General features: G+C 74.4%; 11 protein-coding genes. 6 read left to right on the forward strand and 5 right to left on the reverse strand.

What is annotated here, in order from left to right:
• Positions 1–20: 20 nt before the first annotated feature.
• The 5 genes from hutU to MY526_RS02195 all read left to right on the forward strand — a co-directional run bounded on the left by hutU (position 21) and on the right by MY526_RS02195 (position 5892).
• A complete protein-coding gene (gene hutU, locus MY526_RS02175; RefSeq protein ID WP_436689441.1) occupies positions 21–1679 on the forward strand; it encodes a urocanate hydratase in 1659 nt (552 codons plus the stop codon).
• 37 nt (positions 1680–1716) lie between these two features.
• Entirely contained in the window at positions 1717–2904 is a 1188-nt protein-coding gene (locus MY526_RS02180; protein WP_436689439.1) for an allantoate amidohydrolase, read from the forward strand.
• Positions 2898–4226, forward strand: coding sequence for a formimidoylglutamate deiminase (locus tag MY526_RS02185; RefSeq protein ID WP_436689437.1), 1329 nt, complete (start codon positions 2898–2900; stop codon positions 4224–4226). Before MY526_RS02180 ends, MY526_RS02185 begins: the two co-directional genes overlap by 7 nt.
• Positions 4223–5422, forward strand: coding sequence for an imidazolonepropionase (gene hutI, locus MY526_RS02190; RefSeq protein ID WP_436703139.1), 1200 nt, complete (start codon positions 4223–4225; stop codon positions 5420–5422). Before MY526_RS02185 ends, hutI begins: the two co-directional genes overlap by 4 nt.
• Before the next feature lie 185 nt (positions 5423–5607).
• Complete coding sequence (locus tag MY526_RS02195) at positions 5608–5892, forward strand: hypothetical protein (RefSeq protein ID WP_436689433.1); 285 nt, start codon at positions 5608–5610, stop codon at positions 5890–5892.
• Positions 5893–6039: 147 nt separating this feature from the next.
• Here MY526_RS02195 and MY526_RS02200 read toward each other — a convergent pair whose 3' ends face one another.
• The 5 genes from MY526_RS02200 to MY526_RS02220 form a co-directional block, all read right to left on the reverse strand.
• Complete coding sequence (locus tag MY526_RS02200) at positions 6040–7047, reverse strand: ABC transporter substrate-binding protein (protein WP_436689431.1); 1008 nt, start codon at positions 7045–7047, stop codon at positions 6040–6042.
• Between the two features lie 118 nt (positions 7048–7165).
• On the reverse strand, positions 7166–8032 hold the full coding sequence (locus MY526_RS02205; RefSeq protein WP_436689429.1) for a fumarylacetoacetate hydrolase family protein: 867 nt from the start codon (positions 8030–8032) through the stop codon (positions 7166–7168).
• 162 nt (positions 8033–8194) lie between these two features.
• A complete protein-coding gene (locus MY526_RS02210; RefSeq protein ID WP_436703140.1) occupies positions 8195–9412 on the reverse strand; it encodes a Rieske 2Fe-2S domain-containing protein in 1218 nt (405 codons plus the stop codon).
• A 35-nt stretch (positions 9413–9447) separates the two neighbouring features.
• Positions 9448–9915: a VOC family protein gene (locus MY526_RS02215; protein WP_436689425.1), complete on the reverse strand. Its 468-nt coding sequence runs from the start codon at positions 9913–9915 to the stop codon at positions 9448–9450.
• Entirely contained in the window at positions 9912–10673 is a 762-nt protein-coding gene (locus MY526_RS02220; RefSeq protein WP_436703141.1) for a GntR family transcriptional regulator, read from the reverse strand. The genes MY526_RS02215 and MY526_RS02220 overlap by 4 nt, the downstream gene beginning before the upstream one ends.
• Positions 10674–10965: 292 nt before the next feature.
• On the opposite strand from MY526_RS02220, the gene MY526_RS02225 reads away from it, so the two are divergent.
• Positions 10966–12918, forward strand: a complete 1953-nt coding sequence (locus MY526_RS02225; RefSeq protein ID WP_436689421.1) for a fibronectin type III domain-containing protein — start codon at positions 10966–10968, stop codon at positions 12916–12918.
• Positions 12919–12939: the final 21 nt, after the last annotated feature.

Raw genomic sequence — 12939 nt, forward strand, 5'->3', positions numbered from 1 at the left:
CCGAGACGAGGAGAGCCACCATGGACGGCGCACGACCCGTACGGTCCCCGCGCGGCACCACCCTCACGGCCCGGAGCTGGCAGACCGAGGCCCCGCTGCGGATGCTGCAGAACAACCTCGACCCCGACGTCGCCGAGCGCCCCGACGACCTGGTCGTCTACGGCGGCACCGGCCGTGCCGCGCGCGACTGGCGCAGCTTCGACGCCATGGTGGCGACCCTCACCACGCTGGCCGACGACGAGACGATGCTCGTCCAGTCCGGCCGCCCGGTCGGCGTGCTGCAGACCTCCGAGTGGGCGCCCCGGGTGCTGATCGCCAACTCCAACCTGGTGGGCGACTGGGCCACCTGGCCGGAGTTCCGGCGCCTGGAGCACCTGGGCCTGACCATGTACGGCCAGATGACGGCGGGGTCCTGGATCTACATCGGGACGCAGGGGATCCTGCAGGGCACCTACGAGACCTTCGCGGCCGTGGCGGCCAAGCGGTTCGGCGGCACGCTCGCCGGAACCCTGACGCTGACCGGCGGCTGCGGCGGGATGGGCGGCGCCCAGCCGCTCGCGGTCACCCTGAACGGCGGCGTCTGCCTGGTGGTCGACGTCGACGGCGCCCGGCTGCGCCGCCGCGTCGAGCACCGGTACCTCGACGAGGTGGCCGACGACCTCGACGACGCCGTCGCGCGCTGCCTGGCCGCCAAGCGCGACCGGCGGGCGCTGTCGGTCGGGCTGGAGGGCAACGCGGCCACGGTGGTCCCCGAGCTGCTGCGCCGCGGCGTGGAGGTCGACGTCGTCACCGACCAGACCTCCGCGCACGACCCGCTCAGCTACCTGCCGGAGGGCGTCGACCCCGGCGACTGGCACGACTACGCCGAGGCCAAGCCCGAGGAGTTCACCGACCGCGCCCGCGCCTCGATGGCCCGGCACGTGGAGGCGATGGTCGGGTTCCTCGACGCCGGGGCCGAGGTCTTCGACTACGGCAACTCGATCCGGGACGAGGCCCGCCAGGGCGGCTTCGAGCGGGCGTTCGCGTTCCCCGGCTTCGTGCCCGCCTACATCCGGCCGCTGTTCTGCTCCGGCAGGGGCCCCTTCCGGTGGGCGGCGCTCTCCGGGGACCCGGCCGACATCGCCGCGACCGACCGCGCCGTCCTCGACCTGTTCCCCGACGACGACCACCTGCAGCGCTGGATCCGCGCGGCACAGGACAAGGTCGCCTTCCAGGGGCTGCCGGCCCGGATCTGCTGGCTCGGGTACGGCGAGCGCGACGTCGCCGGCCTCCGCTTCAACGAGCTGGTCGCCTCCGGGGAGATCTCGGCGCCGATCGTCATCGGCCGCGACCACCTCGACGCCGGCTCCGTCGCCTCGCCGTACCGGGAGACGGAGGCCATGGCCGACGGGTCGGACGCCATCGCCGACTGGCCGCTGCTCAACGCCCTGGTCAGCACCGCGTCCGGCGCCACCTGGGTGTCCATCCACCACGGCGGCGGCGTCGGCATGGGCCGGTCCATCCACGCCGGGCAGGTCAGCGTCGCCGACGGCACCGACCTGGCCGCCCGCAAGCTGGCGCGGGTGCTGCGCAACGACCCCGGAACGGGCGTCCTGCGGCACGTCGACGCCGGCTACGAGCTCGCCGCGCAGGTCGCGGAGGAGCGCGGTCTCCGGGTTCCGATGACGGAGGGCCCATGAGGGCCGACGTGGCCACTTCGGCCCCTGGGGACGCCGGGTGAGCACGTTCGCGGCGATGTGGGCGGACCTGGCACCCGTCGGGCGGGACGCCGCCACGGGCGGGTACCGCCGGTTCGCCTGGACGCCCACCGACGCCACGCTGCGCGAGTGGTTCGGCGGCGAGGCCCGGCGGCGCGGTCTGGACGTCGTGCCGGACCGGGCCGGCAACCTCTGGGCGTGGACGGCGGACCCCGACGCCGGGGAGCCCGGGCTGGTGCTGGGCAGCCACCTCGACTCCGTGCCCGACGGCGGCGCCTTCGACGGACCGCTGGGCGTCGTCTCGGCCCTCGCCGCGCTCGACCGGGTCGACCGGGCCGCGCTCCGGCGGCCCGTCGGCATCGCCAGCTTCGCCGACGAGGAGGGCGCCCGGTTCGGCGTCGCCTGCGCCGGCTCCCGGCTGCTCACCGGCGCGCTCGACCCCGACCGGGCACGGGCGCTGACCGACGACGACGGCACCACCATGGCCGAGGCGATGGACCGCGCCGGGGTCGACGCCGGGAGCGTCGGCCGCGACGACGCCGCCCTCCGCCGGATCGGCGCCTTCGTGGAGCTGCACGTGGAGCAGGGCCGCGCGCTGGTGGACGGTGCCGAGGCCGTCGGCGTCGGGTCGTCGATCTGGCCGCACGGCCGCTGGCGGCTGGACCTGCGCGGCCGGGCCGACCACGCCGGCACCACCCGGCTGGCCGACCGGCAGGACCCGATGCTCGCGCTGGCCGCGACGGTCCTCGAGGCCCGGGCCGCGGCCGCGCGGTACGGCTCGCTGGCCACCGTCGGCAAGGTGCGGGTCCGACCCAACGGCGTCAACGCCATCCCGTCCGAGGTCACCGCCTGGCTCGACGCCCGCGGTCCGCTGGACGACGAGGTGCGCGCCGTGGTCCGGGACGTGGGCCGGGCGGCGGGCGCCGAACCGGTCGAGGAGTCGTGGACGCCGGCCACGCCCTTCGACCCCGCGCTGCGCGACCGGCTGGCCACCCTCCTCGGCACCGACGGGGGCTCCTGCCCGGTGCTCGCCACGGGGGCCGGCCACGACGCCGGCGTCCTGGCCGCGGCCGGCGTCCCGACGGCGATGCTGTTCGTCCGCAACCCGACCGGCGTCAGCCACTCCCCCGCCGAGCACGCCGACCCGGACGACTGCGCCGCCGGGGTCGCCGCGCTCGCCCGGGTGGTCGAGGACCTCGCGTGCTGACCACCTGGTGGTGCGAGTCCGCGCAGCTGGACGACGGCCCCGGGGCGGGCGTCCGGGTCGTCGTCGACGGCGGCCGGATCACCGCGGTCGGGCGAGCGCCCACGCCCGCGGCCGGGGACCACGTGCTCGCCGGCCAGGTGCTCCCCGGCCTCGCCAACGCGCACTCGCACGCCTTCCACCGGGCCCTGCGCGGCCGAACGCACGACTCCGGCGGCACCTTCTGGACCTGGCGCGAGCGCGTGTACGCCGTCGCCGCCCGGCTGGACCCCGACCGCCACCTCGCCCTGGCGCGGGCGACGTACGCGGAGATGGCCCTGGCCGGCGTCACCTGCGTCGGCGAGTTCCACTACCTGCACCACCCGCCCGGCGGCGGGCGGTATCCCGATCCCAACGCGATGGCCGAGGCGCTGGTGCAGGCCGCCGCCGACGCCGGCGTCCGGCTGACCCTGCTGGACACCGTCTACCTGACCGGAGGGCTGTCGGCCGGCGGGTACCTGCCCCTGGACGAGGTCCAGACGCGGTTCTCGGACGGGGACGCCGAGGCCTGGGCCGAACGGGTGGCCGCGCTCCCCGAGCGACCGGGGATCCGGATCGGCGCCGCCGTGCACTCCGTGCGCGCGGTGCCCGCCGCGCAGCTCGGCCGGGTCGCCGAGGCGGCCCGAGGCCGTCCCCTGCACGTGCACCTCTCCGAGCAGCCGGCCGAGAACGAGGCCTGCCTCGCCGTCCACGGCAGCACCCCGACCGCGCTCCTGCACCGGCACGGCATCCTCGGCCCGAGCACCACCGCCGTGCACGCCACCCACCTGACCGACGACGACGTGGTCCTGCTCGGGTCCAGCGGCACGACGGTCTGCGGATGCCCCAGCACCGAGGCCGACCTCGCCGACGGCGTCGGCCCGTTCCGCCGGCTGCGGGACGCCGGCTCGCCGCTGTGCCTGGGCAGCGACCAGTCCGCGCTCACCGACCTGCTTGGCGAGGCCCGGCTGCTCGAGAGCCACCAGCGGCTGGTCACCGGCGAGCGCGGCCGGTTCCGCCCGGCCGCGCTCGTCGCCGCGCTCACCGTCGACGGGCACCGCGCCCTCGGCTGGCCCGACGCCGGCCGGATCGCGCCCGGGCAGCGGGCCGACCTGGTCGCCGTCCGCACCGACACGCCCCGGACGGCCGGCTGCGCCCCCGACCAGCTGGTCATGGCCGCCGGGGGCGCCGACGTGCACACCGTCGTGGTGGACGGCCGGGTCGTCGTCGAGGAGGGCCGGCACGTCCTGGGCGACGTGGGCCACCTGCTCGCCGCGGCCATCGATCCGCTGTGGGACGACGCGTGAACCGACCCCGGGTGAGCACCCTGGTCACCGGCATCGCGGAGCTCGTCACCAACGACCCCGCCGCCGGGGCCGGGCCGCTGGGTCTGGTCGCCGACGCGGCCGTGGTCGTCGAGGACGGCGCCGTCGCCTGGACCGGGTCGCGGCGGCACGCCCCCGCGGCCGACGCTCGGATCGACGTCGGCGGCCGCGCGGTCGTCCCCGGCTTCGTCGACAGCCACACCCACCTGGTCTTCGCCGGCGACCGGGCCGCCGAGTTCGAGGCCCGGATGGCCGGCGCGCGCTACGACGGCGGCGGCATCTCGGCCACCGTCGCCGCGACCCGCTCCGCCTCCGACGACGTCCTGCGCGGCCGGCTCGGCGGCCTGGTGGCCGAGCTGCGCGGCCAGGGCACGACGACGGTGGAGGTCAAGAGCGGCTACGGGCTGACCGTCGAGGACGAGGCGCGGTGCCTGCGGCTGGCCGCGGAGGTCACCCCCGAGACCACCTTCCTCGGCGCGCACGTGGTGCCGGCCGAGTACGCCGGCCGCACCGAGGACTACGTCGCCCTCGTCACCGGTCCGATGCTCGACGCGTGCGCCCCGGTCGCCCGGTGGATCGACGTCTTCTGCGAGCCGGCCTCCGCGCACGCCTTCGACGGCGCGGCGGCGCGGGCCGTGCTGGAGGCCGGCCGGGCCCGCGGGCTGCCGCTCCGGGTGCACGCCAACCAGCTCGCGCCGGGCCCCGGCGTGCAGCTGGCGGTGGAGCTCGGCGCGGCCAGCGCCGACCACTGCACCCACCTGACCGACGCCGACGTGGACGCGCTCGCCGGTGGGACCACGGTCGCGACGCTGCTGCCGGGCGCCGAGTTCTCCACCCGGTCGCCGTACCCCGACGCCCGGCGGCTGCTGTCGGCGGGGGTTCCCGTGGCCCTGGCCACCGACTGCAACCCGGGCAGCAGCTTCACGACGTCGATGCCGTTCTGCATCGCGCTCGCCGTCCGGGAGATGGGGATGACGCCGGTCGAGGCGCTGTGGGCAGCGACCGCCGGCGGAGCGGCGGCGCTGCGGCGTCCGGACGTCGGGCACCTCGGTCCCGGCGCCCGGGCCGACCTCGCCGTCCTCGACGCGCCGTCCTACCGGCACCTGGCCTACCGCCCCGGCGTCCCGCTCGTCCGGGCGCTCCTGCCGGACGACAGCGGCCGCCCGGCCGACTCCTGACTCCGAACCGCCGGCGGGAACGAGCACTGGCAGTCGGCCGCGTCACTCCGTAGGCTGCGGAGGTGCACGGACGACGGATTCCCTGCGGGCTCGCCGCGAGCTGACTCTCGCGACGGCGGGTCCGGCGACACCACGACGAGAGAACCCCGTCCGATCGCAGAAGCCCGTGGGGCTCGGAGAATCCAGTGTTCCGTCACCACCGCCATGTCGCCGTCGACCACAGCCTGAAGGTCTTCGTCACCGTTTCCGACCTGATCAGCGTGCAGCGGGTCGTCATGATGCTCAACGGGCGCAACCACCAGATCACCCGGCTGGAGGCCGAAGAGGCCGGCCAGGGGCAGTGGCGCCTGTGCATCGGGTGTACCGCCGACGACGACGAGGCCGACCTCATGCAGGCCCGCCTGGAGCGCCTCCCGAGTGTGCTGACCGTTCGGCTGGATAGGGGCATCCGGCTCGCGGCACAGAACTGACCGCTGCCGAGTCCGGCCCGGCGTGCGACTCGTCGGGGCTCCGGGGACTGCCCGACGGGTGACGAGCCCGGGCGCGCCGCCGTCCCACGCGATCCGCTGCTGACGCGGACGCGTGGGACGGCTCGGTGCGATCGATGAGCGCCCCGGTCAGTCCAGGCCGGCCATCAGCCCGTCGACGTCGACATCGCCGGTGACCATCCCGTACTCGGTCAGGAGGTCGACGTAGAGCTCGATCATGTCGCGCGGCACGTCCGCGGCCAGCTGGGGGAAGACCATCTCGTTGATGACGTCCTCGGAGATCTCGGTGTAGTCGCCCACCGCGGCCCGCAGCTCGTCCGGGTTCTCCTGGGCGTACTCCACCGACTGCGCCAGGGCCCGCTGGAACGCCGCGGCCGTGTCCCCGTCCGACTCCACGAAGGACTCCGTCGTGAAGTACACCGCCCCGGTGAGCGAGGGAGTCGTCTCCTCGTAGGGGGTGGCCACGACACGCGCGTTCCCGCCACCGAGGATCTGGGTCGCGAAGGGCTCGATGACGAACGCCGCGTCGACCTGCCCGGAGTCCAGCATCGCCGGCATGTCCGGGAACGGGATCTCGACGAGGTTGACGGCGAAGGGGTCCACGCCGGCCTGATCCAGCGATTCGCGCAGCGTCATCTCGAGGATGTTGCCGAGGGCGTTGACCGCCACGGTCTTGCCGGCCAGGCCGGCCGCATCCTGGATGTCGCTGTCCATCGGGACGAAGACGCCGGCGTTCGCCTCGGACGCGTCCGCCCCGGCCTGGGTCGCGGGCGCGACGATCGTGATCGGGAGCCCCTGGCTCCGGGCGATGACCAGGGAGGCCACGTTGGAGAAGCCGATGTCGGCCTCGTCGGCGACCACCGCTGCCGTCACGGCCGCCCCGCCGCCCAGCATCTGCGTCTCCAGCTCGAGCCCCTCCTCCTCGAAGAACCCCTGCGAGATCCCGAGGAAGATCGGGGCGACGTCCGCAGCCGGGAACATGCCCACGCGGACAGTCGTCAGCTCGGTGCTCGCCGCTGCACCCGAGGACTCGGCGGGGTCGTCGCCGGATCCGCAGCCGGAGACGAGTGCGAGCGCGACGAGGCCGGCCAGTGCGGGTCTGCCGACGGCCCGGAGCGGGGTTCGGGAACCGATCATGCGAACTCCTAGTGAGTCATTCGAGGGACCGGCGCGAGACTGCGACCGGGTGGAGCGGATCCCGCGCATGCCGTTCGCCTTCGTGACGACCACGGGACGGGGAAGACCGGTGCCGGCTTCAGCGCGGCGAGTGGGGTGACCTGACGACCGGGGACACGAGCGTCCCGACGCCGGTCAGTGAGACCTCGACCAGGTCCCCGGGCACGAGGTACTCCGGCGGTGTGAAGCCGAAGCCCACCCCGGACGGAGTGCCCGTGGCGATGATGTCCCCGGGCTCGAGGGTGACGCCGCGACTGATCCACGACACGAGTTCCTCGACCCCGAAGACCATGTCGCCGCAGAGCTCGTCCTGCCGCAGTTCCCCGTTCACGTGTGTCGTCAGGCGGAGCTCCCGCCAGTCCGCGATCTCCTCCTTCGCGGCCACCCACGGACCCAACGGGGCGAACCCGTCCAGCGCCTTCCCCCACGACCACTGGCTCCCGGGATCGCTGTGCTGGAGGTCCCGGGCACTGACGTCGTTGAGGATCGTGAAACCGAAGACGTGGTCCAGCGCCTCGGACTCGCTCACGCGGCTGGCCCGGCGGCCCATCACGATGGCCAGCTCGGCCTCGTAGTCCAACTCCGCGGTCAGCCCGAGATCGCTGATCGGCACTCCGTTCCCCACCAGGGAGTTCGGCCACTTGGGAAAGAGGATGGGCCGGGCCGGCGGCTCCAGACCGGCTTCGTGGGCGTGTTTCGTGTAGTTGAGGCCGACACAGATGATCTTGGAGGGCCGGAGGACCGGTGCGTCCAGCAGCACGTCGGCGACGTCGAGGGTGTGCGCCGAGCCGTGGGCCGAGCCGAGGACCGAGCGGGCCGCCTCGACCGCCGGCGGTCCCGCCGCGAGCAGGGCGCCCACGTCGGTGATCCCACGGAGGACGTCGGGCCCGCCGTCGTCGGCCATCGCCGTGAGGTCGAGGACACGGTCCTGATCGACCGCGGCCACCAGGTGCGCGCTTCCGCCTGTGCGCGTCGAGCCCAGTCGCATCCCCCTACACCCCCCACGCCAGGCCGGAGCGAGCGGCGCCGACCCGGCCGCAACCAGCACGGTCCGCCGACCTGGAGACGTGCCGGCCTCCGGCGTTGCGTTCGACCACCACGGAGGTCCTCACCGGCCGGAGATCCGCGACTTCCAGGCCAGCCCGTCGGGGATCACCTCGTCGACGCGCTCGATCTCCCGGTAGCGACCACTCGACTCCCTGATCGCCGGGGGGTCACCCTCCTCGGACGCGCGGATCGCCCGGAGCATCATCCGCCGCATCCGGGCGACCCCGAGGTCGCTGGATCCGAGGTGTTCGGTGGACCGGTCGGAGATGGAGCCCTGGCTCTCCTGGATGACGCAGTCCTCCTCGGCGATCCCCCTGATGCCGGAGAAGTGACCGGCCGTCATGGCGGCGCGATCCTGCGGCCAGCCGTCCTGTCGCAACGAGGTGCGACGGTGCTGGTGGTCGACGATCTCCAGCCCGAGGCGGTCGAAGAGCAGGTCGTGGTCGAGCTCGTTCTCGTGGTCGTAGAAGAGCCAGTACTGCCAGCAGTGGTGGTCGTCGATGGGCACCCACGCGCACAGCACCTTGTCCTCCCCGGGCAGGAAGGTGAAGCACGTATAGGCGAACGCCGTGATCCGCAGGTACTCGGTTCCCGCCTGCGGCCCCGGCCTGCGGGCCGCCAGCCGGAAGCCGAACCAGGACTCGTCCACCTCCAGGCTCGGTGCGGTGCTGGACATCGTCATCCCCAGCGAGCTCCCGGCCGCGGCCCCGGTCGTCTGCGAGCTGTGGAGTGCCGACACGTGGGCCGGGTCGAGGCTGCCTTCCACTCCCTGCAGGTAGTTGCACTCGAGGTGGAGCTTGGAGGCGTGCCAGTGCCCCGGTCCGGCGGAGAAGGGCGCGAAGTCGGGGAACTCGGGCTCGCTCCCGGGCGGCCCCAGGTAGGCCCACACGATCCCGCCGGCGATCCGGGTGCGGAACGACCGCACCGGGATCCTGTCCTTGAGCCGCTGACGGCCCTCCGGCTCGGTCGGGAGGTCGAGCACGTTCCCGTCGGGTCCGAACTTCCACCCGTGGAAGAGGCAGCGGATCCCGTCCGGCTCGCACCGCGCCAGCCCCAGGGATGCTCCCCGGTGCGGGCAGCGCTCGTCCTGCAACCCGATCGAGCCGTCCGCCGTCCTGAAGGCGACCAGGGACTCACCCAGCAGTCTCACCCGGACCGGCTGGTGGTCGAGCAACTCCGCTTCCAGCAGGGCCGGCAGCCAGTACCGGCGCATGAACCGCCCGCCCGGCGTGTCCGCCCCGGTCCGGGTCAGCAGGTCGTTGTCTTCTCGGTGCAGCACTCTCGACTCCTCGCTCCGTTGGTCGGGGTCGTGCTCTACTCGGCGAACCAGGCCTCGAAGTCGGGCCGCCGCGATGTCTCCTGCAGTTCGATGCGCACGCCGGCCTCGGTGAAGTAGGCGAAGCGAGCGGGCTCGCGTCCGCTGTCGGGATCGACGCCGTGGGCCTCGGGCACCGCTCCTCGTTCCAGGAGCGCCGCCGAGACGGCGGCCAGGTCGTCGACCCACCACGCGAGGTGGTGGAACGCCTGGCCGTCGGACACCTCCCACGGGCTCCCGGACGCCGACGAGATGAGCTCCATCCGGAACGGGTCGTGCGTGGAGAAGCAGACGTCGACGTCGACCTCGCGGACCAGCCCGGACGGGAACTCGCGGTAGGTCTGGTGCCGCGTGCGGATCGGAGTCCAGGTCCACCCGTACCGACGCGTCATCAGATCGGCATGACGCCGCACGTCGTCCACCACGAGTGCGACGTGGAAGGGGCTGTCGGACAGCTCGGGGATCACGGGGTGCTCTCGAACGGCTGCGGCGCCGCGAACGCGGGATCGACCTCGTGGCCGCCGCACGCGAACCTGATCGAGGTCCGCAGGTTGGCGGGATCCCTCGTGGGGGCGAGCTCGGCGACCAGGGTCAGCGCCACCCGGGCCAGGTGGTACGCCAGCCTCTGGGCGGCCGCCTCCGCGTCGCCCGCCTCGCAGGCGCTGAGGATCGCCCGGTGTTCCTGCGCGGCCAACGCGTAGGCGCGCGGCTGGGTGGACTGCAGCCGGCGATACCTGGTGGTCAAGGCGTTGTACTCGTCGAAGGCCGACACCAGGCTGGGACCCGCGAGACTCACCAGTCCCCGGTGGAAGGCGACGTGGGGCACCTCGCGCTGCGCGAAGTCGCCGACCCGGTCGAACTCGTCGATCGCATCCAGGTGCGACCTGAGCATCTCCAGGTGCGCGGGCGTCATCTTCGGGACGGTGATCCTCGCGCCCAGCGACTCCATCGTGATCCGCATCGTGTACAGGTCGTCGAGGTCGTCGAACGACATCGGGCGGACCCGGAGCCTCTGCTCCCTGACGTCGACCAGGCCGTCCGCCTGCAGCAGCCGGAGCGCCTCGCGCAGCGGCGTCCGGCTCACGTTGTGGTCGCGGGCGAGCGCCGCCTGGGTGAGCACCGCGCCCGGCTCGATGTCCCCGCTGAGGATCGACTCCCGGAGCACCTGGTGCAGGTAGGTGACCCGGTCCGGGGAGGACTCCGACTCCAGCGCGGGGCTCGACACGCCACCGAACGTAGGAGGTGTATCCAACCGGAGTCAAGAGTGGATGCAGCAAGTCGCTGCACGACCGAGCGCCGGCGCTCGCCAAGGCGGCGAACTCGGGGATGGAACCGCCGCTTCGCCGACGTCCCGCGCGGACGGGCGGCTCGGAACGGTGAGGGCTGCACACAGGTCTGCCCATCGCGGGATACACCGCTGCCCGTTCGGTCCGCCGGTGTCCACCCCGGCGTCCGGAACCGTCCGGACGTGACGCGGTCGTGACGTCGGGATGACGGCCCGGATGGAGGGTGCTGCCATGGGCCGCAGGCTGACCGCTTCCCCACCGTCACCGGCCGTCGAGGCCGAGATCGCGCTCGCCCGAGCCGCCGACCGGGCCGTCGCACGCGTGCTGACCACGCCCGACGTGCCCGAGGACGCGGCCGTCGCCCGGGTGCTGGCGGACCTGGCCGACGACGGCGGGGCCCGGGGCGCCGGCGACCAGCCGCCACTGGTGGCGCTCGACGGGCTCGAGGTCACCCAGGTGGTGCAGGACCTCGACCACTCGGTGCCCCTCGTCGCGGGCAAGGCGACGGTCGTGCGGGCGTACCTGTCCTGTCCGCAGCCGGTCACCGTGCGCGGGGAGCTGGAGGTCGCCCGCTCCGCCGGCGGGCCGTGGCTCTCGGTTCCCGCGCTCGGCACGGCGGAGCTCGACCCGTCCCGGTCGGGGACGACACCGGCCCAGCTCCGTTCGCGGCGCGCCGACCTCGCCTGCAGCCTGAACTTCCTGCTGCCGGCCAAGCTCACCGCGCCCGGCACCGTGTGGCTGCGGATGGGCGAGGTGCAGCGCGCCACCGGCACGCCGCTGCCGTCGCTGGGGAGGCTGCGCCGGCGCAAGGTCGCGTTCAAGCGGGCCGCCCCGCTGCGGCTGCGGCTCGTCCGGCTGCGCTACCGGACGGGCAGCCCCGCCCGGGTCCACCTGCCCTCCGGCACCGACGGCACGCTCATCGCCTCCTGGCTGCGCCGGGCCTACCCGATCGCGCGGCTGGACCTGACGACGACGACGGTCGACGCCGCCCCGGCCCCGGAGTTCGAGGCCGCGCAGATCAACGCCCAGCTCCTCGCCCTGCGGGCGGTCGACGTCGCGACCGGCACGGACGCCCGCACGCACTACTACGGGATGGTCGCCGACAGCGGCTTCTTCATGCGCGGGCGCGCGTCCGACATCCCGCAGACGCCGCGACCGGGCACGGTCGCCTCCGGTCCGACCGGCGCGGCGACCTTCGGCTGGGACTTCGACGGCTCCTACGGCGACTGGTACGGCGGCCACGAGCTCGGCCACACCTTCGGCCGGTTCCACGCGGAGTTCTGCGGGGCCGCCGGCGGCGCCGACTACCCGTTCCCGGGCGGCCAGCTGTCCGGTCCCGACCAGAGCTTCGTCGGGTTCGACGTCGGCGACCCGGGACTGGGGCTGCCGATGCGGCTGCTCGACGGGACCGATGCGCACGACCTCATGACCTACTGCGACGACCAGTGGCTGAGCTCGTTCACCTACCGCGGCATCTTCGACCGGCTCGTGGCGGAGAACGCCCTCCCCGCGGGGCGCGGACCGGATCCGGCCGGCCCGGGCGACCTGCCGGCGATCGGCAGGCGGGAGGCTCCGGAGATGCGGCTGATCGCGGCGGTCAACCTCACCCGCGCCTCGGGGTCGATCACCGCGGTGCTGCCCCTGGCCGGGGAGGCGGCGAGCGACGCGGAGGGGCGGGCCGGAGCCCACGACGTCACCGTCCGCATCCGCGACGCCGCGGGGGCCACCCTCGACGAGCGCCCGGCCGCGTTCGTGCCCAGCGCGTGCGAGGACCCGGACGAGGACGTCACCGGCGTCGTCGACATGGGCCTCCCCACGCCGGCCGGCGCGGCCAGCGTCGAGGTCCTGGTCGACGGGGCGGTGGTGGACAGCCAGCCGGTCGGCGGCGAGGCGGCCCCGCTGGGAGCGCCGGCCGGCGACGATCTCGGCGCGGATCTCGACGCGGCGCCCGGCTCGGTCGTGCTGCGCTGGGAGGCGCCCGACGCACCGGCCGGCCAGCGGTACGTCGTCCAGCTCCGCGACGACGCCGGCGGGACCTGGCGGACGGTCGCGGTCGGCCTCCCCGAGCCGGTCGTGAGCCTGGCCGTCGACGACGTGCCCGGCGACGAGGTCACCGTGCGCGTGCTGGCCACCACGGGCTCCGGGACGACGCTGGTGCGCACCGACACGGTGCGGGTGCGCTGACCCGGCGACCGGTAGCGTCCG

The organism is Geodermatophilus sp. CPCC 205761 (assembly GCF_051383655.1).
Taxonomy (GTDB): Bacteria; Actinomycetota; Actinomycetes; order Mycobacteriales; family Geodermatophilaceae; genus Geodermatophilus.

Bases quoted from the DNA above. Each gene is read 5' to 3' on its own strand.
- hutU (WP_436689441.1), top strand. From the start codon at position 21: ATGGACGGCGCACGACCCGTACGGTCCCCGCGCGGCACCACCCTCACG.
- MY526_RS02200 (WP_436689431.1), bottom strand. From the start codon at position 7,047: ATGATCGGTTCCCGAACCCCGCTCCGGGCCGTCGGCAGACCCGCACTG.
- MY526_RS02225 (WP_436689421.1), top strand. From the start codon at position 10,966: ATGGGCCGCAGGCTGACCGCTTCCCCACCGTCACCGGCCGTCGAGGCC.